Here is a 22,416-nt window from a genome sequence, read left to right on the forward strand (position 1 = left end):
GTACGGATCGGCGGGTAGCGTCGCCGGGTATGGCGGCGCAGGGCGAAGACAGCGCGATCGCGATCATCGCGGCGCTGGCGGCGAACACCGGGATCATGATCGCGAAGTTCGTCGGGGCGTTCATCACGGGGTCGTCGTCGATGCTGGCCGAGGCGGTGCACTCGGTGGCCGACACCGGCAACGAGGCGCTGCTGCTGGTCGGGCGCAAGCGGGCCGGTCAGCCCGCCGACGCGCTGCACCCGTTCGGGTATTCGCGCAACCGGTACTTCTATTCGTTCGTCGTGGCGCTGGTGCTGTTCACCATGGGCTGCCTGTTCGCGGTGAACGAGGCGATCCACAAGATCCGGTTCCCCGAGCAGCTGGAATCGCCGACGGTGGCGATCGTGATCCTGCTGGTGTCGATGGTGCTCGAGGGCGCCAGTTTCCGGACCGCGCGCAGGCAGTCGGCTCCGCTCAAGGGCAAGCACTCGTGGTGGCATTTCATCCGCAACACCCGCAATCCGGAACTGCCGGTGGTGCTGCTCGAGGACGCGGGCGCGCTGCTGGGCCTGGTGTTCGCGCTGGCCGGGGTCGGGCTGACCATGGCGACCGACAATCCCGTGTGGGACGGGATCGGCACCCTGTGCATCGGCCTGCTGCTCGGGTGCAATGCCATCGTGCTGATCGTCGAGACCAAGAGCCTGCTCATCGGTGAGGGCGCGACGGCCAAGGAGGACGCCGCGATTCGCGCCGCGCTGCTGGCCGATCCGCGGATCGTGCGGGTCATCCGGATGCAGACCCAGTACCTCGGGCCCAGCGACATGCTGGTCAACGCCAAGATCGCGTTGCGGCCGGAGCTGGATATCGCCGAGGTGGGCGCGGCGCTCGATGCCGCCGACGAGCGGGTTCACGCGGCGGTACCCACCACCGGCACGGTCTATCTGGAGCCGGACATGATCCGGCCGGGCAGCCGGCCGGACCGTGATCAGCGGTGATACGAGGGTGTCGCGCCGCGCAGGAGGTCGAGCGGGTCGGTGACGATACCGAAGCGCGTGCGTAGGACGTGCCCGGCCGCGTGCAGGCCGGACATGCCGTGCACGCCGGGGCCGGGTGGCGTCGAGGACGAACACAGGTAGCTGCCCGGGATCGGGGTGGCGTAGGGGTTCCAGCGGGCCAATGGGCGGAAGGCGGTCTGGCGCAGGGTCATCGCGCCCGCGGAGATGTCACCGCCGACATAGTTGGCGTTGTGGGCGGGCATGAAGGCGGCAGGCCGCACATGGGTGGCCAGGATCAGGTCGCGGAAGCCGGGGGCGAAGCGTTCGACCTGGGCGATGACGGTCTCGCTGATATCGCGGTCGGAACCGTTGGGCACGTGGGCGTAGGTGTAGAAGGTGTGCTGACCGGCGGGGGCCCTGGTGTCGTCGACCACGCCCGGCTGGATGGCCAGGACGTAGGGGCGGTCGGCGAATCGTCCTGCGGCGACCTGCCGTTCGGCCGTCATCGCCTCGGCGCGGGTACCGACCAGGTGCAGCGTGCCCGCCAGCTCGGCGCCGGGCGCGGCCCAGGGCACCGGGCCCGACAGCGCGAAGTCCACCTTGCAGGCGGCGCCGCCGTAGCGGAACCGGCCCAGGCGGTGGCGGTAGCGCTCGGGGAGACGGTCACCGGCGATGCGCAGGAATTCGGCGGGCGAGGTGTCGAACAGCACCGCGCGGGCCGTGGCGAGTTCGGCGAAATCGTCGACCCGGTGACCGGTGACGACCTCGCCGCCGAGCCGTTCCAGTTCCGCGATCAGCGCGTTCGGGATCGCCTGGCTGCCGCCGCGCGGGATCACCCAGCCGCCCACGTGCGCGAGGGTGCCCAGCAGCAGGGCTGCGCCGACCGCGGGCAGCGCGCGCGGCACGGTGATGGCGTGCGTGGCGACACCGGTCAGCAGCGCGGGCGCGACCTGCTCGTGAAAACGGTTGTTCCACAGCGGCGATCCCTGCTCCAGCAGCCGCAGCCCGAAGCGCACGCCGGTGGGTATCCGCAGCGGCGGATGCCGCAGATCCGACATGGCCAGCTCGACCACGTCGGGCCAGTGCTCGATCAGCGGGGCGAACAGCGAGCGCCAGGCGGGACCGTCGCGGCCGAGGTCGGCGACCGTGGATTCCAGGTTGCGCCAGGCCAATCCGGCGATGCCGCCGTCGAGCGGGTGGGCGTAGGAGACCGTGGGCGCGAGCAGGTCGACGCCGTGCGCGGCCAGGTCGAAGGCGCGGAAGAACGGGGACGCCAGCGCCATCGGGTGCGCGCCCGCGCAGACATCGTGGTGGAACCCGGGCAGCGTGAGTTCGGCGGTGCGCGAACCACCGCCGGCCTGGTCCTGGGCCTCGAGCACCCGCACCGAGAGCCCGGCCCTGGCCGCGATCACCGCGGCGGCCAAGCCGTTCGGGCCGGAGCCGACTACTACGACCTCCGCCATCGATGTCCTCCCAGCTCGACGGTTCTGTTGCCTCCAACGTACGCGGGCCGGGCGTGCGCGCCGACGCGATGGTGGTCACTGGGCAGGGTCACCGCGTGGCGGCTCAGCTCAATGAGCTCCACATGTCGACCAGCAGTTCGATGCGGCGTTCGCGGAGTTCCGGGCGCAACCGGCCGGAGCGGTCCAGGGTGACCAGGCCGTGCAGGGCGCTCCAGGCGTCCTCGGTGCGGGCGCCGAGTTCGTCGCCCTCGGCGGTGCCGCGGAACATCGCCTCCATGGCGGCGAAGGCGTCGCGCAGCGGCTGGGGGGCGTCCAGGCCGAAGGTGAGGTCGGTGGTGAGCACGAACATGGCGTCGTAGCGGGCGGGGTCGGCGTCGGCGAAGTCGAGGTAGGCGCGGGCGATGTTGTCGATCACCTCGCGGGGGGTGCGCGCGACGTCGTGGGCGCGGCGCAGCGCGAGGGTGAGTTCGACGCAGCCCTCGATCGCGACGGCGCCGACGATGGCGGCCTTGCCCGCGAAGTGGCTGTAGAGCACGGGCTGGCTGTATTCGATCCGCTCGGCGAGCTTGCGGATCGTGACGGCGTCCCAGCCGTCGGCGGCGGACAGCTCCCTGGCCGCGTCGACGATCGCCTGCCGCCGCTGGGCGCGGTCCCGTTCCTTGCGCGTCTGCGTACTCATGCTCGAAATTCTAGCAAAGCTAGACAGGAGATTCGGAGCGCGCTATCGTTCCTTTCGACACCTAGCGACGCTAGATTTTCGAGCACAACAATTGAAGCCAGGAGCACCCCATGAACGTCTCCCGTATCGCCACCGTCCTGTCCGTGATCGGCGCGGCCTTCATCCTCTATATCGGTCTGAGCTACCTGATCACCCCGGAGACCATCGCCCCCGGCTTCGGCCTGCCCACCTGGCCCGAAGGCGAGGCGTCGGCGTTCCTGAACCTCAAGGGCGTGCGCGACACCGTCAGCGGCCTGCTGATCCTGGCGCTGCTGGCCGCCCGCCAGCGCTTCGCGCTCGGCATCGTGACGCTGGTGATCGCGCTCGTGCCGCTCGGCGACATGATCACCGTGCTGAGCTGGCACGGGTCCACGGCCGCCGCCCTGGGTGTGCACGGGTTCACCGCGCTGCTGGTCGCCCTCACCGGCGGTCTGCTGCTGCTGGAACACCGGGGCGTCACCGCCGAACGCCCGGTCGCCCTGGCGATGTGACTCCGGCGACTCCCGGGCAGCAAGGCCCCGCGATCATCGCGGGGCCTTTCGCCGTTATCGGGGTGAAGGTCGCCGCACAACACAACCAGTCGGTAGGGTCGCGTTTCTGGAACATCGAGGAACGAGGTCGGACGCACGATGCGACGAGGACGGCTGTCGCTCGCTGGGCAGGCCTTCGTCTGGCAGCTGGTGGTGCTGGCACTGATGATCGGCACGGGGACCGTGCTGGCGGTGCTCGACGCGCGCCACGACCACGATGTGGCGACGACACTGCAGGTCCGCGACGTGGCGGTGACCGTGGCCCGCTCCCCCTCCACGCTGGCCGCGGTGAACTCCCCCTACCCGAGCGGGCTGCTGCAACCGACCACCGAACGCATCCGCGCCGACACCGGCATGGACTTCATCGTGGTGATGGCCCCGGACCGCACCCGCTTCACCCACACCACCCCGGAGATGATCGGCAGACCCTTCGTCGGCAATATCGACAAGGCGCTGGCCGGGCAGACCTTCACCGAGACCTTCACCGGCACCCTGGGCCCCTCGATCCGCGCGGTCACGCCCGTCCTGGACAACGGCAAGGTGGTGGCGCTGGTCTCGGCGGGGGTGACCCGCGCCAAGATCGGCACGCAGGTGGCCTCGCAGGTGCCGGTCATCCTGGGGGTCTCCGCGGCGGGGCTCGCGCTGGCGGCGTTCTCGTCGTTCCTGCTCAGCCGCAGGCTGCGGCGCCAGACCCACGGCCTGGCGCCGGAGGAACTGCGCGCGCTCTACGAACACCACGACGCGGTGCTGCACTCGGTGCACGAGGGGCTGGTGGTCTTCGGGGCCGAGCTCGGGCCCGCCGAGGTGGTCAACGATCAGGCCCGCACGCTGCTGGATCTGCCCGACGGCCCGGTGCACCGCAGCGACCTGCCGGTCTCGCTACAGCAGATGCGCTGGGGCGTGGTGCGCGACGAGACGCACGTGACCACCGACCGGGTCCTGCTGGTGAACCAGGACGTCGTGAGCTGGGAGGGCAAGGCCATCGGCACCGTGCTCACCATCCGCGACCAGACCGAGCTGCGCGCGGTGCTCGGCGAGCTCGACTCGGTGCGCGGGTTCGCCGAATCGCTGCGCGCGCAGGCCCACGAGGCGGCCAACCGGCTGCACACCGTGGTGACCATGGTGGAACTGGGCAAACCCGAGGAAGCCGTCGCCTTCGCCACCGCCGAGCTGAAGCTGTCGCAGGTACTCATCGACCGGCTGCTGGCCGCGGTCGGTGACGCGGCGCTGGCCGCGCTGCTGCTCGGCAAGGTCGACCAGGCCGCCGAGCGCGGGGTCGGCCTGGCCATCACCGAGGACACCGCGCTGGACTCCACCGATCCGCTCTCCGCCCAGGAGACCGTCACCCTGGTCGGCAATCTGATCGACAATGCCATCGACGCCGCGGCGGGCACCGTGGACAAGCGGGTGGCGGTGTCGGTGCATCACCACGACGGCGACCTGGTCGTGCGCGTCGCCGACAGCGGACCGGGCATGTCGGCCCACATGTTCGTGCGGGCCGCCGAACGCGGCTACACCACGAAATCCGACCACGCCGGGCTGGGCCTGGCGCTGGTGCACCGCCTCGTCGACCGGCACGGCGGCGCCATCACCACCACGGCCGCACCACACAGCGCGGTCATCGTTCGTATTCCGTTGAGGGAGAAGCCATGATCCGCGTCCTGATCGTCGAGGACGAGCCGTTGATCGCGCAGGCCCACCGGGCCTATCTCGAACGGCTCGACGGTTTCGTCACCGGCGGGGTCGCCCACACCGGCCGCGACGCGCTCGCGCTGGCGGCCGAGGCGATCGACGCGGACAAGCCGTTCCACCTGGTGCTCATGGACATCGGCCTGCCCGACATCAGCGGGCTGGAGGTAGCCGCGGCGCTCAACGCCCTGCAACCGCGCCCGGACGTCATCGCGATCACCTCCGCCCGCGAGCTGACCATGGTCCGCAACGCGGTGGCCCACGGCGTGGTGCTGTATCTGCTCAAGCCGTTCACCTTCGCCGCCTTCCGCGAGAAGCTGGAACGCTACCGCGATTTCGACACCGCGCTGCCCGCGGGCGAGGCGGCGCTGTCGCAGTACGACATCGACCGGGCCCTCGGCGCGCTACGCACCGCCGACCAGCGCGCGGGTGCGCCCAAGGGCGTCGTGCAGCACACGCTGGAGGAGGTGTCGCGGGCCGTCCGCTCGGCCGAGTCCGGCATCACCGCCACCGACGCGGCCGCGGTCGTCGGCGTCTCCCGGATCACCGCCTGGCGGTATCTGGAGAAGCTGGCCGATGACGGATTGGCCGAGCGCCGTGCGGATTACGGCCGCGCGGGCAGGCCGAAGACCCGCTACCGCTGGCGCGCGGGGGCATAGCTCATCCTCGGTGCGCGGCGCCCGCCAGGTCGTCGGGGGCGGTGGTGCGGGCGATGGGTCCCAGGTCGACCGGCATGTGTTCGAAACCGTGCAGGGTGAACAGGTTTCGGCGGGTGGGCTCGCCGCGCAGCCGCAGGTCCGGATAGCGCTCGTAGAGGGCGCGCAGGGCGTGGACCGCTTCCATTCTGGCCAGGCTGGCACCGAGGCAGGAGTGGATGCCGCTGCTGAAGGCCACGTGGTCCTTGGCATTGGGGCGGGTGATGTCGAAGCGGTGCGGGTCGCCGAAGACGGCCGGGTCGCGGTTGGCTCCGGCCAGCGACAGGATGACCGTGCTGTCGGCCCGCACGCGCACGCCGTCGATCTCCACATCCTCGAGTGTCTGGCGGGCGGTGGTCTGCACGGGCGGATCGAAGCGCAGCGTCTCCTCCACCACCGCGGGCCACAGGTCGGGGTCGGCCTGGGCCAGGGCGAGCTGGTCGGGATACGCCGACAGGGCCGCGATGGCGTTGCCGATCAGGTTCACCGTGGTCTCGAACCCGGCGCCCATCAGCAGGCTGGCGCTGGCCTGCAACTCGGGCAGGCTCAGGTCGCCGGAGGTGACCAGGGTGGACAGGATGTCCTCGCCCGGCCGCTCGCGCAGTTTGGCGATGTGGGCGGCGAGGTAGTCGTCCATGGACTCGATGGCGGCCAGGGCGGTGCGGTAGGTGCGCCAGGAGGTGCCGATGTCGAGCAGCGGGGTGACCCGGTCGCCCCAGCGCAGGAACAGCTCGCGGTCGGTGGCGGGGAAACCGAGCATCTCGGCGATGATCGCGATGGGCACCCTGGCCGCGAAATCGGTGATCAGGTCGACCGAGCCGTGCGACGGCATGGCGTCGAGCAGTTCGGCGGTGACCACCTCCACCCGATCCCGCAGCCGGGCGATGGCGCGCGGGGTGAAGGCCGAGGCCACCGGCTTGCGCATCCGGGTGTGCTCGGGTGGGTCGAGCACCAGCATCGAGGGCGGCTCCACCGGATTGGGCGGAACCGCCACGCGGTCGGCGAGCCCCTTCCACGGCGGCGGGACGTCCTGGGTGATCGCGGGGCGTACGCCGAAGCGGTTGTCGCGCAGGATGGCCCGCACCTGGGCGTGCTCGAAGGTGACATACGCCAGCGGGGTCCGGCGCAGGCCGCCCTCGGCGCGCAACTCGTCGATCAGCGGATAGGGGTCGTGCAGGCCCTGCTCACCGCTGAGCAGAATCGCGAACGGATCGCGGCGCCACGAGCGCCAGCGCAGGATGGCACGGGGCGCCCCGTGCTCGGCCGACCATCGCCACCAGTACCGCGGAATCATCGCCACCCCTTTGTGCCGCCGTGTCGAACGTGTCATTCACGGTACCGGCACCCTGTGACACACGACACGTCCCACGGAAGGAGCCCGGCCTATACCTGGGTAGGAGAGAGGGCGCCGGGCGTGGCCGGAGCGGTCAGCGCTGCACCGTGACCCGTTCGGTCGAGACGCGATGGGCCACCGCGGCGGGATCGGGATTGACCACCTGCACCAGCGACGCCCCCGCGGACAGCACCGCGAGGTAACCGTCGACCAGTTCCTCGACCGTCTCCCACGGCGTACTCGACAGCACCCGGTCCCCGGCCGCGATGCCCTGCAGCTGCGCCGATCTGCGGGCCGCGTCGAGCACCTCGCCGACCGAGAGCCCGTCGAGGGCGGCCCGGAAACCACCGGGGCGGAACTGATCACCGTGCACCCGCACCGCGGTCGCGAAATCGGTGACGCCGGGCGGCAGATCGCGCACGGGGGTGCCCATGGCGTCCAGCGACAGCACCGCCACCTCGCCGACCCCGTCGGCGTCGTCGAGCCGGTCGGGAGTGACCAGGGCAAGGTCGGCGTCGGGATCGGGGGTGAGCACCACCTCGGTCCCGGCCCACCAGCAGCCCAGCAGCACCGCGGCGGTCTGCCAGTGCGCGGGCAGCAGCACCGCGACCCTGGCGCCGGGGCTGAGCGCGAACTCGTCGCGCAGCAGGTTGGCGGTCTTGGCCGCCCAGTTGGCCAGGGTGAGGCCGGACAGCTCGATCCTGGCGCCGGTCGCGTCGTCGTACCAGGTGACGCGCGGGCCCGCGGGGTCGCGTTCGAGGATCGGGTCGAGGAGCGTGTCGGTCAGCGTCGAATTCGGCTCACGCATGGATCAATTCACACATTTCGGTCCGTTCTGGCCTGCGTCGATCGGCGGGGCGGGCGGTACCGGCGTCGCGGTCGCCGTGGACGAGGAGTCGAGGTCGAACATGCTCGCCGCGTTCGAGCCGGGACCAGAGTAGTCGCTCGCCAGGACAACGCTCACCGTATCCGCCGACAGCGACGAATCCGCGACGACGGTGAGACCACCGAGCGCCTCGGCCACCGCGGCGGCCTTCGGATCGGCGGTGTCGGCGGCGAGCACTCGGCTCGAGGTCACGCTGCCACCGGTGTAGTTACCCACGGTGCCCTCGGTGAAACCCTTCCCGGTGAGCGCGCTCGACACCTTGCCCGCCAGGCCGGTGGCGCCACCGGCGTTGTAGACGCTGACCGTCACCGTCGACGGATCGATCTTCGGCGTCTCCGCCGCGGCCTCCTTCTCCTCCCCGACCAGGCCGCTCACATACGCCTGCACCTTCTTCGGTTCCACCCGCACCACCGACTCACCCGCCGGGGTCATGCTGTTGAGGTCGGCCACCGGGATGGTCTCGAATTCCACCTTGCCGCCGGACAGGTCCTTGAGCTGCTGCAGGAAGGCCAGCACGTCCCAGTCCTCGTCGAGCACCACCGTGCGCCCGACCGCCTCGCTGATATCGCTGAGCTTGCCCGGATTGGCCAGCACCTTGGCATTGAGCAACTGCCCGACCAGCTGGGCCATGAACACCTGCTGGCGCACGATGCGATCGATGTCACCGCGCTGCAGCCCGTGGCGCTGGCGCACGAAACTCAGGGCCTGCTGCCCGTCGAGGCGCTGGGACCCGGCGGGGAAGTCGGCGCCCGACATCGGTTCGTCCACCGCCTCGTTCAGGCACACCTCGACACCGCCGACGGCATCGGTGAGCAGCACGAACCCCAGCAGGCTGACCTCGGCGTAGTGGTCGACGGTGATGCCGGTGAGGGTGGCCACCGACTTGATCAGCGCCGTGCGGCCCGCCTTGGTCGACTCCCGTTCGGCCTCGGCCTCGGAGCTGCCGTCGGCCAGCAGCTTCGCGCGTTCGGTCTCCTTGGTGGCGCCGTAGGCGGAGTTGATCTTGGCCTTGCCCTGGCCCGGCACGTCGACGTAGGAGTCGCGCGGAATGGAGATGGCGGTGGCCGAGCGCCCGTCGTTGGGCACCCGGACCAGCACGATGGTGTCGGTGTTGGTGCCCACCTCGTCACCGGCGTGCAGCATGTTGCGCTCGGCGGTGGTCAGCGGGTTGCCGTGCGCGTCGGTGCGGCTGTCGACGCCGACGAGCAGGATGTCGACCGCGCCGTCGCGTTCGCCGCCGAGCCCGAGGCCGCCGATGCGATCGATGTTGGCGACGAGGTTGTCGACACTGCGCCAGGCGAATCCGGTGAGTGCCAGGACCAGCACGGCCGAGATCGCCACCATGAGTTTGGCCGGACCGACAGCACCCATCGGGGTGCTGACCGCTGGCGGCCGTGTCGACTCTCGCACTCGCGCATCCTCTCGACGAACTCCCCGCACAACCCCTTCGCCCGGCAGCCATCACAGGCTAACCAACAGTTACCACAGCCGGGCCCAACCGCAGGTGCTCCGGCGTGCCAGACTTGCCGCGTGAACGCCGATTTCCCCGACCCCGCCCGCCTGATCGTAACCGGCGCGCGCGGTCTGCTGGGGCGAGAAATCCTGCGACTGGCACCGTCGGCCGAGGGCTTCGGCCGCGCCGAACTCGACATCACCGACCGGGCAGCGGTCGACGCCGTGCTGGCCCCGGGCGCGGTGGTGCTCAACTGCGCGGCCTACACCGCCGTCGACGCCGCCGAGACCGACCGCGAGGCCGCCTTCGCCGCCAATGCCACCGGCCCGGCCGTGCTGGCCGCGGCCTGCGCCGACGCGGGGGCCCGGCTCATCCACGTCTCCACCGACTACGTCTTCCCCGGCACCGCCCACGCCCCCTACGAACCCGGCGACCCCACCGGCCCCGCCACCGTCTACGGCGCCTCGAAGCTGGCGGGCGAGCAGGCCGTGCTCGCGTATACGGGCACCCAGGTGGTGCGCACCGCGTGGGTGTACTCCGGTGTCGAGGGGGATTTCGTCGCGACCATGCGCGGGCTCGAACGCGAACGCGAGACCGTCACCGTGGTGAACGACCAGCTCGGCTCGCCGACGAGCGCCGCCGATCTGGCCGCCGCGCTGCTGGAACTGAGCACCCGACCGGACTCCCCGCGTGTGCTGCACGCCACCAATTCCGGCGCCGCGACCTGGTTCGACCTGGCCGTCGCCGTGTTCACCGACCTCGGCGCCGACCCCGCCCGGGTGCTGCCCTGCGACTCCGCCGCCTTCCCCAGACCCGCACCGCGCCCGCCCTATTCGGTGCTGTCCCCCGCCGCCTGGAACGCGGCCGGGCTCACCCCGCTGCGGTCCTGGCGTTGCGCACTCACCGCCACACTGCGCGAGTTGTCCGACTAGGCTCCGCAGTCGTGAACGCAGCCGAAGCAGCCGATTCTCCAGCCCCCGCGAGCCTCGCGGTCGTCACGGTGACCTATTCACCGGGCGAGCACCTCGAGCACTTCATCACCACCCTGGCCGACGCCACCAGCGAGAAGCCGCAGGTGATCCTGGCCGACAACGGGTCCACCGACGGTGTGCCCGAGCTGGTCGCCGAGGCCAACGCGCACGTGCGGCTGCTGCGCACCGGCGGCAATATCGGCTACGGCGGTGCCATCAACCGGGCCGTGGCCGAGATCGATCCGTCGGTCGAGTTCGTCATCCTGGCCAACCCGGACATCCGCTGGGGCGTGGATTCCATCGACATCATGCTCGAGGCCGCCAGGCGCTGGCCGCGCGCGGGCGCGATCGGGCCGATGGTGCGTGAGCCGGACGGCAGCGTCTATCCCTCGGCGCGCCGGGTGCCGGGCCTCGCCGACGGCGCGGGCCACGCGATCCTGGGCACGATCTGGCCGAAGAACCCCTGGTCGGTGCGGTATCGCCAGGAGAACGAGCAGGTCTCCGAGCGGATCGTGGGCTGGCTGTCGGGCTCGTGCCTGCTGGTGCGCCGGGCCGCCTTCGACACCATCGACGGCTTCGACTCGCGCTACTTCATGTACATGGAGGACGTGGACTTCGGTGACCGCATGGGCAAGGCCGGCTGGCACAATGTGTTCGTCCCGGACGCCGAGGTGACCCACGCCAAGGGCCACGCCGCGGGCAAGCACCCGGAGATCATGCTCCCGGCCCATCACGCCAGCGCCTACCGCTTCCAGGCCGACCGGCATCCGCACTGGTGGCAGGCCCCGTTGCGGGGTGCGTTGCGGGCCGGACTTGCGGTTCGCTCCCGGATTGCGGTTCGATCGGCGCTGCGCGAGAAAGCGCGCACCGGCGCCTGAGACAGGGTGCCGTCACTGTGAACAGGGGAAACTCGATGGCAGGCAACTCAGGCACCGACGCGGTCATCCTCGTCGGCGGACAGGGCACGCGGCTGCGTCCGCTCACCCTCTCGGCGCCCAAGCCGATGCTGCCGACGGCCGGGCTGCCCTTCCTGACCCACCTGCTGGCCCGCATCGCCGAGGCCGGGATCACCCACGTGGTGCTGGGCACCTCGTTCAAGGCCGAGGTCTTCGAGGAGCACTTCGGTGACGGCGCCGAGCTCGGGCTCGAGATCGAGTACGTCACCGAGACCGAGCCCCTCGGGACCGGTGGCGGCATCCGCAATGTGCTGCCCAAGCTGCGCGCCGACAATGTGATGGTCTTCAACGGTGACGTGCTCGGCGGCACCGATCTGGGCGCGATCCTCGACACCCACGAGAAGTCGAACGCCGACGTCACGCTGCATCTGGTCCGGGTCAGCGACCCGCGCGCCTTCGGCTGTGTGCCCACCGACGCCGACGGGCGGGTCACCGCGTTCCTGGAGAAGACCCAGGACCCGCCGACCGATCAGATCAACGCGGGCTGCTACGTGTTCCGCCGCGAGTACATCGAGAAGATCCCGTCCGGTCGCCCGGTGTCGGTGGAGCGCGAGGTCTTCCCCGCGCTGCTGGCCGAGGGCGCCCGGGTGCAGGGCCACGTCGACGCCTCCTACTGGCGTGACATGGGCACCCCGGAGGACTTCGTGCGCGGCTCGGCCGACCTGGTGCGCGGCATCGCCCCCTCCCCCGCCCTGCCGGGTCAGCGCGGCGAATCGCTGGTGCACCCCGGCGCGGGTGTCGCGCCCGGCGCGCTGCTCATCGGCGGCACCGTGGTCGGCCGGGGTGCCGAGATCGGCGCCGGTGCCCGCCTCGACGGCGCGGTCATCTTCGACGGCGCCGTCGTCGAAGCCGGCGCCACCGTCGAACGCTCCATCGTCGGCTTCGGCGCCCGCATCGGCCCCCGCGCCCTGGTCCGCGACGGCGTCATCGGCGACGGCGCCCAGGTGGGCGCCCGCTGCGAACTGCTGCGCGGCGCCCGGGTGTGGCCGGGCGTGGAGATTCCCGACGGCGGCATCCGCTTCTCGACCGACGTGTAGGTCAGCTGAAGCCGACCGCCTGGTCTCCCCAGGCCGAGTGCAGGTCGGCGTCGGGGTTGTCGACTACGCGGTCGATGGTGTCGATGAGCAGGGTGGTGCGGGCGGCCGGGCGGTAGTGCGGCCAGTGTTTGGAGCCGTCGAGGGCGGCGGGGACGCCGTGTTCGGCGAAGGCCAGCCAGCGGCGTTGCATGCGGCCCGAGACGGCGACGGAGGCTTTGCGGCCGCCGAGCCAGAAGGTCGGGTCGTGGTTGAGGGTGCCGAAATTGCCGAAGACATAGGGCAATTCGGTGGCGTGGCCCGCGCCGACGCGGGCCGCCTTGAGCATCGGGGTGGCGTAGTCGAAGCGGTACATCCAGGTCGGTGAGTGCTGGGCGTGCGCCTCGGCCACCCAGGCCGCGGGCATCCGGAACGCCGCGTCGGTCGACATGGCCAGCGCGCCCCTGGTCTTCGCCAGATGCGGGTAGGCGGAGGTGATCTCGGCGATCCGCTCCGGTGACATCTCCGGATGCGAGGCGGCCACATCGCGCAGCATGGCGTTCACCGCGTCGGGCGTCACCGGCATGATCGGTGAGCGCAGCACCCGGAACAGCGACGCCTCGTCGCGATTGGTGCCGATCAGCAGCGGCACCCGATGCGAACGTCCCTGCTGGAAGCGGTCGATCGGATACCCGGGCAGCAGATCCCCGTCGACCACCGGCGCGGCCGCCAGCCTGCCCGGTTCCCGGGTGGGCACCTCGTCCAGCAGCACGGCCCCGATCTCGACGAGCCGTTCGACCGGCAGTTCCAGCAGCTGCCGCGCCTGCCCCGCGCCGAGTTCGAGCAGCTCGAGATAGCGCTGGGCGACCACGGCCGCGCGCTCCTGCCCGAACACCGTGGTGGCGGGCGGGCTCTGGGCGATCGCCTGGTGGAACAGCCCGGACGCGGCGGGCGAGGTGAGCAGCGCGGTCACACAACCCGCGCCGGAGGACTCACCGAAGACGGTCACATTGCCCGGGTCGCCCCCGAAGGCGGCGATGTTGTCGCGGACCCAGGCCAGCGCGGCGAGCTGATCGCGCAGGCCGAGATTCGGGGTGAACTCCTCGCCGAAGCAGGACAGGTCGAGGAACCCGAACACGCCCAGCCGGTAGTTGACCGACACCACGACCACCTCGCCCGCCTCGGCGAGTCTGCGACCGTCGTAGATGGTCTGCGCGGCGGTGCCCAGGCAGTAGGCGCCGCCGTGCAGCCAGACCATCACGGGCCGGGGTTCGTCGTCGCTGGGCTCGGGGCGCGGCGACCAGACGTTGACCCACAGGCAGTCCTCGCCCATCCGCAGGTCGGAGTCCACCGGCACCATCGCGCCCATGGCCTGCGGGGCGATCTCGCCGAAGACCGCGCAGTCGCGCACGCCGTCCCAGGGCTCGGGCGGGCGGGGCGGCGCGAAGCGGTGTGGTCCGGCGGGTGGGGCGGCGTAGGGGATGCTGCGCCACACCGCGACCGGCCCGTCCCAGATCCCGCGGACGATTCCGTCCTGTGTGCGCGCCACCGGTTCGGCCTCGGGTGCCCGCACCTCGGGCTCGATCTCGGGCTGAATGCTCATCGCACACCTCCTAGCCGGTGCGACCGCACGGGGTGCCTGGGTATTAGCTCCGCGGGTCACAGCACCTGGTGACTCACTACGAGCGTACGTGCGCGGGACCCGAATGCGCCCGCAACGCGGCATTCCCGCAGGTAACTGTTACTCCACGCAACACCGGTGAAACCGGCCGACCGACGTTTTCCGGCCCCCACGACCGGAAAACCGGCTGCCGCCCGGAGCACCCCCTCCGGACGGCAGCCGACTCCACGCCGGTTAGCTGGAAATGCGCTGCGGTTCGTCGCCGACGTAGGCGGCCCACAATCGCCGATACGGGCCGTCCGTCGCCAGCAGTTCGGCATGGGTGCCCACCTGCACCAGCGCCCCCGACCCGACCACCGCGATCAGGTCGGCGTCGGCCGCGGTGGCCAGCCGGTGCGCCACCACGATGGTGGTGCGGCCGGTGGTCAGCACGTCGACGGCGGCACGCACCCTGGCCTCGGTCGCCAGGTCCAGCGACGCGGTCGCCTCGTCCAGGATGAGGATGTCCGGGTCGACGAGCTGGGCCCTGGCCAGCGCGAGCAGCTGGCGCTGCCCCGCCGACAGGCTGCGCCCGTGCGCGCCGATGGGCTGGTAGTAGCCGTGTTCGAGCGCGGCGATCATCTCGTGCGCGCCGACGGCCCGCGCGGCCCACTCGATCTCGGCGGGTTCGGCCTCCGGACGCCCGTAGGCGATGGCCTCGCGCACGGTGTCACCGAAGAGGAACGGTTCCTGCGGCACCACGCCGAGCCGTTTGCGGAACTCCCGCAGCCGGAACCGCCGGATGTCGACCCCGTCGACGAGCACCGCGCCCTCGGTCGGGTCGTAGAACCGCGCGAGCAGCTTGACCAGCGTCGACTTGCCCGCTCCCGTCTCCCCGACCAGCGCGACCTTCTGGCCGGGCTCGATGCGCAGGTCGAGTCCGTCGAGCACGGTCTTGGTCCGCGCGGCGTAGCCGAAGCTCACCGAGCGCAGTTCGACCGCGCCGTCGAGGCGGGTCACCGGCAGCGGATCGTCGGCCTCCGGCGTGTCGACGGGGGTGCGCAGCAGTTCGCCGATGCGGTCGACGCCGACCACCGCCTGCTGGTAGCTGTCGAAGACCTGCGAGAGCTGCTGGATCGGGGCGAACAGCAGCTCGATGTAGAGCAGGAAGGCGATGAGCGTGCCCGCGGTGAGCAGGTCCTCACGCACCTGGTGCACGCCCACGGCGAGCACCGCGGCGGTGGCGATCACCGACATCAGCTCGATGCACGGGAAGAACACCGCCATCAGCACCTGCGAGCGCAGCCGCGCCGTGCGATAGGCCCAGGACCGGCGCTCGAACTCGGTCTGGTTGACCGCCTCACGGCGGAACGCCTGGGTGACGGTGATGTTGTCGACGTTCTCCTGCAGATAGGCGTTGACCGCGCTGACCCGCTCCCTGGCCAGGTTGTAGGCGGGCACCGAGGCCCGCCGGAAGGCCACCGTCGCCACCGCGAGCACCGGCAGCAGCACCAGCACCACCACGGCCAGCCCGGCATCGATCACCAGCAGCGCGGTGACCACGCCGGCGATGGTGACGGTGCTGGTCAGCGCGGTGGCCAGGCCGGTCTGCAGGAAGGCCGACAAGCCGTCCACATCGGTGGTCATCCTGGTCATGATCCGGCCGCCGAGCTCGCGCTCGTAGTACTGCAGGCCCAGGCGTTGCAGATGGGCGAAGGTCTTCACGCGCAACCCGTAGAGCAGCCGCTCACCCGCCCGCCCGGTGACGCGCACCTGGGCCACACTGATCGCCCAGTCGATCACCACCACCACGATCGCCAGCGCCGCCGCCCCCAGCACCACATCGCGCGCCCCGGCCAGCACCCCGTGGTCGATGCCGTAGCGCACCAGGAACGGGATCAGCACCTGGGCGACGGCGTCCAGACCGACCAGTCCCAGCCCGGCCAGCAGCGGCCAGGTGAACGGGCGCAGCAGCCGCGACAGCGAGAAGGCGGTATCGGGGGTGTGCGAGAACGACTCGTCGACCTCCGGTTCGCCGGACACCGGCGGGAGCTTGTCGAGCAGGGCGACGATGTCACCGCTGGGCGGCGCACTGGCCATCATGCCGCCGCCCGCACCACCACCGGGCCCGGCGGGCGCACCCGCGGAGCGACGGGCGAACGCCTTGGCCAGGTGTTCCATGGTGCGCTCGTCGTCCTGGTCGACCTCCGGGGCCACCCACAGTTCCTCGGTCGCCACGCGGGCCGTGTCACGCTGCGGATCGGCACCGATCCCGACCACCTCGGGCGGGGTGAACAGCGCGCGGAACAGCTCGCCGGAGTGTTGCAGTTCGCGCAGGGTGCCCAGTTCGGCGACCCGGCCGCCGTCGAGGACGGCCACCCGGTCGGCCAGCGCGAGCGTCGAGATGCGGTGCGCCACCACGATGGTGGTGCGCTGGCGCAGTTCGGCGCCGATGCGCTGGTAGATCAGTTCCTCGACCTGGGCGTCGATGGCGGAGGTGGCGTCGTCGAGCACCAGCACCGGCGCGTCGGTGAGCAGGGCGCGGGCCAGGGCGATGCGCTGGCGCTGCCCGCCCGAGAGCCGTTGCCCGCGTTCGCCGATGGTGGTGTCGAGCCCGTCGGGCAGGGCGGCGACGAACTCGTCGGCCGCGGCCAGATACAGCGCGTGCCGGACCTGCTCGTCGGTGGCCTCGGGCCTGCCGTAGGCGACATTGGCGCGGATCGAGTCGGCCATCAGGTGGGTGTCCTCGAAGACCATCGCCACCTTGGCCCGTGGATCGGGCAGCTCGCGCAGGTCGACGCCGTCGAAACGCACCGCGCCGGAGTCCGGGTCGAGCAGGGCGGGCAGCAGGGAGACCAGGATGGTCTTGCCGCTGCCCGCGCCGCCCGCGATGGCGACGGTCTCGCCGGACCCGATCCGCAGGTCGAGCCGGTCGAGGATGGGGGTGTCGTCGAAACCGAAGGTGACCGCGTCGAATTCGATCGACGGCGGCGCGGCGGTCACGGTGTCGTCCGGCTCGCTCCGGTCACCCACGGGCGGTGTGCCGGTGGCGGGCGCCTCGATCACCTCGCGCACCCGGTCCAGTGACGCCTTGCCCTGCTGACTCACGGTGAGCAGCATCGAGAACTGCCGCACCGGGCCAACGAACGCGCTCAGGTAGGTCATGAACGCGAGGAAGGTGCCCAGCGTGATGGACTGGCGCAGCGCGAGCAGCCCGCCGACGATCAGGACCAGCGCCTGCCCGGCCGCCGGGATCGCCTGCACGAGCGGGGTGAACCGGCTGGTGATCCGGGCCACCCGCAACCGCGACCGGTACAGCGTGCGCGCGCTGTCACCGAGCTGGTCGAGTTCGTAGCGTTCCTGCCCGAAGCCCTTCACCACCCGCACGCCCGCGACCGCGGCCTCGACCCGCATGGCCACCTCGGCCGCGCGGGCCTGGGCGTCCCAGTTGGCCGGGAACAGCTGACGCTGACTGCGCCGGGTGACGATCCACAGCACCGGCAGCACCAGCAGCGCGATCACCGTCAGCGCCGGCGACATCACCGTCATCAGCACCAGCACCGCGGCCAGCAGCGCCACATTGCCCGCGATCATCGGGATGAGCTGCAGGAACATCTGGATCAGCGTCACATCGGTGATCGCCCGGCTCACCACCTGCCCGGTGCGCAGCTGGGCCTGCTCGCGCCCGTCGAGGCGCAGCAGCGCCGCGAACAGGTCACGGCGCAGGTCGTGCTGCACCCCGAGCGAGAGTTCCGAGGACGCCACCCGCCGCGCGTAGGACGCCGCGAACCGCGCCCCGCCGAGCACCAGCAGCACCACCACCCACGGCGCCACCGAGGCGGCGGTGGCGCTGAGGGTGTCGACCACATGGCGCACCACCAGCGGCAGCGCCGCGGTGAGCAGCGCCGCCGCCAGCGCACCGGCGTAGCTGACGATCACCAGCCGCCGGTGCTCGAGACAGCGCGCGACCAGGTAGCGGATCCAATCCGATCTCATCGGGCGGCCACGAGCGCGTCCGCGGTGTCGAATTGGTTGGCGGGCCGGGCGAGGCCGTAGTGGCCGCGCAGGGTGGTCTCGGTGTACTCGGTGCGGAACAGGCCGCGCTCCTGCAGGATCGGGACCACCTCGTCGACGAAACGTTCCAGCCCCGAGGGCAGTACGGCGGGCATGATGTTGAACCCGTCGGCCGCGCCCTGGCGGAACCAGTCCTCGATGGCGTCGGCGACCTGCACCGCGGTGCCCGCGAAGGTGCGGTGGCCACGGCCGCCGCCCAGGCGCGCGATCAGCTCGCGCAGCGTGAGCCGTTCGCGCCGGGCCAGATTCACGATGAGGGTGAAGCGGCTCTTGGCGCCCTCGATGTCGTCCTCGGTGGGCAGGTCCTCGGGCAGTTCGCTGTCGAGATCGAGTTCGTCGATGGGCAGTTTGAACCGGTCGGCGAGCTGCTTGCGCGCGTATTCCGGCGAGATCAGGCGAGCCAGTTCGGCATCGAGCGCCTTGGCCTCCTCCTCGGTGTCACCGATGATCGGCACGATGCCGGGCAGGATCTTGATCGTCTCCGGATCGCGACCCGCGGCGACGGTGCGCGCCTTGAGGTCGGTGTAGAACGCCTTGGCGTCCTCGAGGGTCTGCTGCGCGGTGAACACCGCCTCGGCGTAGCGGGCGGCGAACTCCTTGCCGTCCTCCGAGGAACCCGCCTGCACCAGCAGCGGATAGCCCTGCGGGGAGCGCGGCACGTTCAGTGGGCCGTCGACGCGGAAGTGCTCGCCGTGGTGCAGGATCTTGCGCACCTTGGAGGCGTCGGTGTGGATGCCGAGTTCCTTGTCGGCGAGCACGGCGTCGTCGTCCCAGCTGTCCCACAGCTTGGTGGCGACCTCGACGAACTCCGCGGCCTTCTCGTAGCGCAGCTTGTGTTCGGGGGTGTCGTCGAGGCCGAAGTTGCGCGCGGCGTCCCCGCCCGCGGTGGTGACGATGTTCCAGCCGGCCCGGCCGTTGCTGGCCCAGTCCACCGAGGAGAACCGGCGGGCCAGGTTGTAGGGGTCGTTGTAGCTGGTGGACGCGGTGGCGATGAGGCCGATCCGGCTGGTCTGCACGGCCACCGCCGTGAGGATCACCGTGGGCTCGAGCTTGCCGCTGGGCCTGCGGCCCGGATCGCCCATCAGCACGGGGCTGTCGGCGAAGAAGATCGAATCGAGTTTGCCGCGCTCGGCGGTCTGCGCGAGCTTGACGTAGTAGTCGATGTCGGTGTGCGCGTGCGGGTCGCTCTCGGGCAGCCGCCAGGCCGCCTCGTGATGACCGACCGACATCAGGAACGCGTTGAGGTGCAGGTGTTTCTCGGACATGGGTTTGCCTTTCGGGCCGCGTCGTCGCCGGATCAGGCGACGGTGGCGGGTTCGAGGATGACGTCGTCGGCGACACCGAGCGCGGTGAGCAGGGTGCGCCGGACGCGCTGGAAGGCGGGCAGGCTCGCATCGCGGCCGCCGGGCAGGTCGACGAGGGTGTCCACCGACAACTTTCCCTCGTCGAGCACGATCACCCGGTCGGCCAGCGCGACCGCCTCGTCGACATCGTGGGTGACCAGCAGCACGGTCGGCCGGTGCCGGGCGATCAGATCGCGCAGCAGCGCGTGCATCTTGATGCGGGTCAGCGCGTCGAGCGCGCCGAAGGGTTCGTCGGCCAGCAGCAGGTCGGGCTCGCCGACCAGCGAGCGTGCCAGCGAGACCCGCTGCTGTTCACCGCCGGACAGTTCGCTGGGCCAGGCCCGTTCGCGCCCGGCCAGCCCGACCTCGGCGAGCACCTGTTCGGCGGCGGTGCGCCGGGTGCGCGGCTGCCCGTAGAGCACATTGGGCAGTACCCGCTGCCAGGGCAGCAGCCGCGAATCCTGGAATACCACCGAGGTTTTCGCGGGGACGCGCAGCGTGCCGCTGCCGTCGACGTCGTAGTCGAGTCCGGCCAGGGCCCGCAGCAGCGTGCTCTTGCCCGACCCGCTGCGCCCGAGCAGGGCCACGAACTGGCCCGCCGGAATGGTCAGGTCGATCGAGTCGAGCACCGTGCGCTCACCGAAGCGGCGGGTCAGCCCGCGCACGGCCACCCCGGCGACCTTGGTCGCGTTCACCCCGCGATCGTGCGTCGCCATGACAGCACCTTTCGTTCCAGCAGCCGGATCGCCGAGTCCGAGACCAGGCCGAAGACGCCGTAGACCACCAGGCCGACCAGGATCACGTCGGCCTGTCCGTAGTTCTGGGCGTTGGTCATCATCTTGCCGAGGCCGTCGGTCGCGTTGACCGTCTCGACCACGATCAGCACCAGCCACGCGCTGGTCACCGAGAGCCGCAGGCCCAGGAAGAAGCCGGGCAGCGAGCCGGGGATCACCACGCTGCGGATGAACTCCGCCCGCGAAACCCCCTGCACCTCGGACAGTTCCACCAGTTTCTGGTCGATCGTGGTGAGCGAGGCGTGGGTCTGGATGTACATGTGCACGATCACGCCGAGGGTGATGAGCACGACCTTGAACTGCTCGCCGATGCCCAGCCACAGGATCATCAGCGGGATCAGGCCCAGGGTCGGGATGGCCCGCTTGATCTGCACCGGGCCGTCGATGATCGACTCACCGAACCGCGACAACCCGGCGATCACCGCGAGGGTGGTGCCGATGAGCACGCCGATGACCAGGCCGAGCATGGCGCGTTGCAGCGAGACACCGAGATTGGCCAGCAGCGGGCCGTTCACCGTGAGGTCCCAGCCGGTCTGCAGCACCGTCCACGGGGCGGAGAGTTTGCGCGGGTCGATCAGCCCGAACAGGGCGCCACCGGCCCAGGCGGCGAGGATCAGCGCCACGCCGAGCAGGCGGGCGGCGGGCACGGCCTTGCGCAGACCCAGCCTGCGCAGGGTGCGGCGTTCGACGAAGCCGTCGTCGGCGGGCGCGACGCCCGGCGCGGCGGCACGGGGCAGGGCGATGGTCATCACGCCCCCTTGTTGCGGTACGGCGCCGACACCGCGTCGTAGGCGATCTTCTCGAAGCGCCGGTCGAACAGCTGCTCGGCGTCGAACGACTTACCGAAGAATCCGGCGCTCGTCACCAGCTCGATCGTTTCCTGTTCCCAGGCGATCGCCTCGTCCCATTTCTCCGGGAAATACGGCTTTTCCACCGTGGTCAGAATGCGTTTGCCGTCGGCCACCGACACCGACTGGTCCTTCACGTAGTACGCGTCGATCCATTCGTCGGGATGTTCCCAGGCCCATACTTCGCCGCGCGCCCAGAATTTCACGAATTCGGCGACGGCCGCGACCTTGCTCTCGTCGCGCAGCACCGAGGTGGGCGCCCACAGCACGCTCAGCGCGTCGACCGCCGGGGTGGCGACCGCGGTCGCGCCCTCGGAGGCGTACTTGTCGAGGTACTTGGTGATGGTCGGCTCGCTCAGCGGGGCGACGTCGATCTCCTTGGCCTGCAGCGCGGTGAGGAACTTCGGGCCGGTGATCTCCACCAGCTGCACCTCGTCGGTGCGGATGCCCGCGGCCTTGAGCGTGCGCAGCACCACCAGCCCCTGCGCCTGGCCGGGCGAGAAGGCGATCTTCTTGCCGCGCAGGTCGGCGAGGGTGTTGATGCCGGAACCGGGCGCGGTGGCCAGCTTGTACAGCGGGGTCGTGCGCACCTTGACGCCGACGATCTTGGCGTCGAAACCCGTGGCGTGGGCGTGGATCGGCGGGATGCCCGCGTTGGTGGCCAGGTCGACCGACCCGCCGCGGAAAGCCTGGATCACATCGGGTCCGGCGGAGACCGCGGGCCACGACGACACGGTGAACGGCAGCTTGCCCAGCTCGCCGGAGGCCTCCAGCGCGACGCGCGCGTTGTTGGCCGCGATGGTCAGCGAGACACCGGGCGGAACGGCGGTGGGCAGCGGGGCGGTGAGCGCGGAGTCGTCTTCCTCGCCGGTCGCGCAGGACACCGCCAGCAGCGAGGTGGCCGCGGCGAGCAGAGCTATTCGTCGAATGGTTTTGCGCATGATGATTTCTCGGATCGAATCGATGGAATGGTGCGATAAGAATTCGAACCGCGACAACACCGCGAACCCGGAATTTCCCGGACGTCGCCGGTGTGCATTTCGTTCATGCCGACAACTGTCGCTTTCCGGGCCCAT

18 protein-coding genes are annotated in these 22,416 nt (G+C 70.8%); 7 read left to right on the forward strand and 11 right to left on the reverse strand.

The window, feature by feature from the left end; all coding sequences use genetic code 11:
• Positions 1-29 precede the first annotated feature (29 nt).
• The gene (locus tag ACFC06_RS11765; RefSeq protein ID WP_375929721.1) at positions 30-974 is read left to right on the forward strand and encodes a cation diffusion facilitator family transporter; all 945 of its coding nucleotides are present in this window, start codon (positions 30-32) and stop codon (positions 972-974) included.
• Here the strand turns inward: ACFC06_RS11765 and ACFC06_RS11770 are convergent.
• Entirely contained in the window at positions 965-2,437 is a 1,473-nt protein-coding gene (locus tag ACFC06_RS11770) for a phytoene desaturase family protein (RefSeq protein ID WP_375929722.1), read from the reverse strand. The two genes, ACFC06_RS11765 and ACFC06_RS11770, sit on opposite strands and share 10 nt — an antisense overlap.
• A gap of 103 nt (positions 2,438-2,540) precedes the next feature.
• On the reverse strand, positions 2,541-3,116 hold the full coding sequence (locus tag ACFC06_RS11775) for a TetR/AcrR family transcriptional regulator (RefSeq protein ID WP_375929723.1): 576 nt from the start codon (positions 3,114-3,116) through the stop codon (positions 2,541-2,543).
• Positions 3,117-3,226: 110 nt separating this feature from the next.
• Between ACFC06_RS11775 and ACFC06_RS11780 the strand changes: the two genes are divergently transcribed.
• From ACFC06_RS11780 to ACFC06_RS11790, 3 genes are all read left to right on the forward strand, one after another.
• Complete coding sequence (locus tag ACFC06_RS11780; protein ID WP_375929724.1) at positions 3,227-3,646, forward strand: DUF4267 domain-containing protein; 420 nt, start codon at positions 3,227-3,229, stop codon at positions 3,644-3,646.
• A gap of 138 nt (positions 3,647-3,784) precedes the next feature.
• Positions 3,785-5,338: an ATP-binding protein gene (locus tag ACFC06_RS11785; RefSeq protein ID WP_375929725.1), complete on the forward strand. Its 1,554-nt coding sequence runs from the start codon at positions 3,785-3,787 to the stop codon at positions 5,336-5,338.
• Positions 5,335-6,033, forward strand: a complete 699-nt coding sequence (locus ACFC06_RS11790) for a response regulator (protein ID WP_375929726.1) — start codon at positions 5,335-5,337, stop codon at positions 6,031-6,033. The genes ACFC06_RS11785 and ACFC06_RS11790 overlap by 4 nt, the downstream gene beginning before the upstream one ends.
• Before the next feature lies 1 nt (position 6,034).
• Here the strand turns inward: ACFC06_RS11790 and ACFC06_RS11795 are convergent, their stop codons facing one another.
• From ACFC06_RS11795 to ACFC06_RS11805, 3 genes are all read right to left on the reverse strand, one after another.
• Positions 6,035-7,363, reverse strand: coding sequence for a cytochrome P450 (locus ACFC06_RS11795; protein WP_375929727.1), 1,329 nt, complete (start codon positions 7,361-7,363; stop codon positions 6,035-6,037).
• Positions 7,364-7,496: 133 nt separating this feature from the next.
• Positions 7,497-8,210: a TIGR03089 family protein gene (locus tag ACFC06_RS11800; RefSeq protein WP_375929728.1), complete on the reverse strand. Its 714-nt coding sequence runs from the start codon at positions 8,208-8,210 to the stop codon at positions 7,497-7,499.
• Positions 8,211-8,213: 3 nt separating this feature from the next.
• Entirely contained in the window at positions 8,214-9,659 is a 1,446-nt protein-coding gene (locus ACFC06_RS11805) for an LCP family protein (protein ID WP_375935412.1), read from the reverse strand.
• A gap of 159 nt (positions 9,660-9,818) precedes the next feature.
• On the opposite strand from ACFC06_RS11805, the gene rfbD reads away from it, so the two are divergent.
• From rfbD to ACFC06_RS11820, 3 genes are read left to right on the forward strand one after another with little or no spacing between them, the layout of a single operon-like run.
• Positions 9,819-10,673, forward strand: coding sequence for a dTDP-4-dehydrorhamnose reductase (rfbD, locus tag ACFC06_RS11810; RefSeq protein ID WP_375929729.1), 855 nt, complete (start codon positions 9,819-9,821; stop codon positions 10,671-10,673).
• 11 nt (positions 10,674-10,684) lie between these two features.
• Positions 10,685-11,590, forward strand: coding sequence for a glycosyltransferase family 2 protein (locus ACFC06_RS11815; RefSeq protein ID WP_375929730.1), 906 nt, complete (start codon positions 10,685-10,687; stop codon positions 11,588-11,590).
• 35 nt (positions 11,591-11,625) lie between these two features.
• Positions 11,626-12,705 (forward strand): NDP-sugar synthase, encoded by a 1,080-nt coding sequence (locus tag ACFC06_RS11820; protein ID WP_278263326.1) that lies wholly within the window; start codon positions 11,626-11,628, stop codon positions 12,703-12,705.
• Between the two features lies 1 nt (position 12,706).
• On the opposite strand, the gene ACFC06_RS11825 is transcribed toward ACFC06_RS11820, so the two are convergent.
• The 6 genes from ACFC06_RS11825 to ACFC06_RS11850 form a co-directional block, all read right to left on the reverse strand.
• Positions 12,707-14,284 carry a carboxylesterase/lipase family protein gene (locus ACFC06_RS11825; RefSeq protein ID WP_375929731.1) on the reverse strand — a complete coding sequence of 526 codons (1,578 nt, stop codon included), beginning with the start codon at positions 14,282-14,284 and terminating at the stop codon, positions 12,707-12,709.
• Between the two features lie 252 nt (positions 14,285-14,536).
• Entirely contained in the window at positions 14,537-18,277 is a 3,741-nt protein-coding gene (locus ACFC06_RS11830; protein WP_375929732.1) for an ABC transporter ATP-binding protein, read from the reverse strand.
• Positions 18,274-19,620, reverse strand: coding sequence for an LLM class flavin-dependent oxidoreductase (locus tag ACFC06_RS11835; RefSeq protein WP_375929733.1), 1,347 nt, complete (start codon positions 19,618-19,620; stop codon positions 18,274-18,276). The genes ACFC06_RS11830 and ACFC06_RS11835 overlap by 4 nt, the downstream gene beginning before the upstream one ends.
• A gap of 32 nt (positions 19,621-19,652) precedes the next feature.
• Positions 19,653-20,414 (reverse strand): ABC transporter ATP-binding protein, encoded by a 762-nt coding sequence (locus ACFC06_RS11840; protein ID WP_375929734.1) that lies wholly within the window; start codon positions 20,412-20,414, stop codon positions 19,653-19,655.
• Positions 20,390-21,241 carry an ABC transporter permease gene (locus ACFC06_RS11845; protein ID WP_375929735.1) on the reverse strand — a complete coding sequence of 284 codons (852 nt, stop codon included), beginning with the start codon at positions 21,239-21,241 and terminating at the stop codon, positions 20,390-20,392. Before ACFC06_RS11845 ends, ACFC06_RS11840 begins: the two co-directional genes overlap by 25 nt.
• Positions 21,241-22,281, reverse strand: a complete 1,041-nt coding sequence (locus ACFC06_RS11850; RefSeq protein ID WP_375929736.1) for an ABC transporter substrate-binding protein — start codon at positions 22,279-22,281, stop codon at positions 21,241-21,243. Before ACFC06_RS11850 ends, ACFC06_RS11845 begins: the two co-directional genes overlap by 1 nt.
• Positions 22,282-22,416 lie beyond the last annotated feature (135 nt).

Source organism: Nocardia sp. NPDC056064 (genome assembly GCF_042266925.1).
Taxonomy (GTDB): domain Bacteria; phylum Actinomycetota; class Actinomycetes; order Mycobacteriales; family Mycobacteriaceae; genus Nocardia.

Bases quoted from the DNA above. Each gene is read 5' to 3' on its own strand.
- ACFC06_RS11785 (WP_375929725.1), top strand. From the start codon at position 3,785: ATGCGACGAGGACGGCTGTCGCTCGCTGGGCAGGCCTTCGTCTGGCAG.
- ACFC06_RS11850 (WP_375929736.1), bottom strand. From the start codon at position 22,281: ATGCGCAAAACCATTCGACGAATAGCTCTGCTCGCCGCGGCCACCTCG.
- ACFC06_RS11775 (WP_375929723.1), bottom strand. From the start codon at position 3,116: ATGAGTACGCAGACGCGCAAGGAACGGGACCGCGCCCAGCGGCGGCAG.
- ACFC06_RS11790 (WP_375929726.1), top strand. From the start codon at position 5,335: ATGATCCGCGTCCTGATCGTCGAGGACGAGCCGTTGATCGCGCAGGCC.
- ACFC06_RS11825 (WP_375929731.1), bottom strand. From the start codon at position 14,284: ATGAGCATTCAGCCCGAGATCGAGCCCGAGGTGCGGGCACCCGAGGCC.
- ACFC06_RS11780 (WP_375929724.1), top strand. From the start codon at position 3,227: ATGAACGTCTCCCGTATCGCCACCGTCCTGTCCGTGATCGGCGCGGCC.
- ACFC06_RS11835 (WP_375929733.1), bottom strand. From the start codon at position 19,620: ATGTCCGAGAAACACCTGCACCTCAACGCGTTCCTGATGTCGGTCGGT.
- ACFC06_RS11805 (WP_375935412.1), bottom strand. From the start codon at position 9,659: ATGGGTGCTGTCGGTCCGGCCAAACTCATGGTGGCGATCTCGGCCGTG.
- ACFC06_RS11820 (WP_278263326.1), top strand. From the start codon at position 11,626: ATGGCAGGCAACTCAGGCACCGACGCGGTCATCCTCGTCGGCGGACAG.
- ACFC06_RS11765 (WP_375929721.1), top strand. From the start codon at position 30: ATGGCGGCGCAGGGCGAAGACAGCGCGATCGCGATCATCGCGGCGCTG.
- ACFC06_RS11845 (WP_375929735.1), bottom strand. From the start codon at position 21,241: ATGACCATCGCCCTGCCCCGTGCCGCCGCGCCGGGCGTCGCGCCCGCC.
- ACFC06_RS11840 (WP_375929734.1), bottom strand. From the start codon at position 20,414: ATGGCGACGCACGATCGCGGGGTGAACGCGACCAAGGTCGCCGGGGTG.
- ACFC06_RS11795 (WP_375929727.1), bottom strand. From the start codon at position 7,363: ATGATTCCGCGGTACTGGTGGCGATGGTCGGCCGAGCACGGGGCGCCC.
- ACFC06_RS11800 (WP_375929728.1), bottom strand. From the start codon at position 8,210: ATGCGTGAGCCGAATTCGACGCTGACCGACACGCTCCTCGACCCGATC.
- ACFC06_RS11770 (WP_375929722.1), bottom strand. From the start codon at position 2,437: ATGGCGGAGGTCGTAGTAGTCGGCTCCGGCCCGAACGGCTTGGCCGCC.
- ACFC06_RS11830 (WP_375929732.1), bottom strand. From the start codon at position 18,277: ATGAGATCGGATTGGATCCGCTACCTGGTCGCGCGCTGTCTCGAGCAC.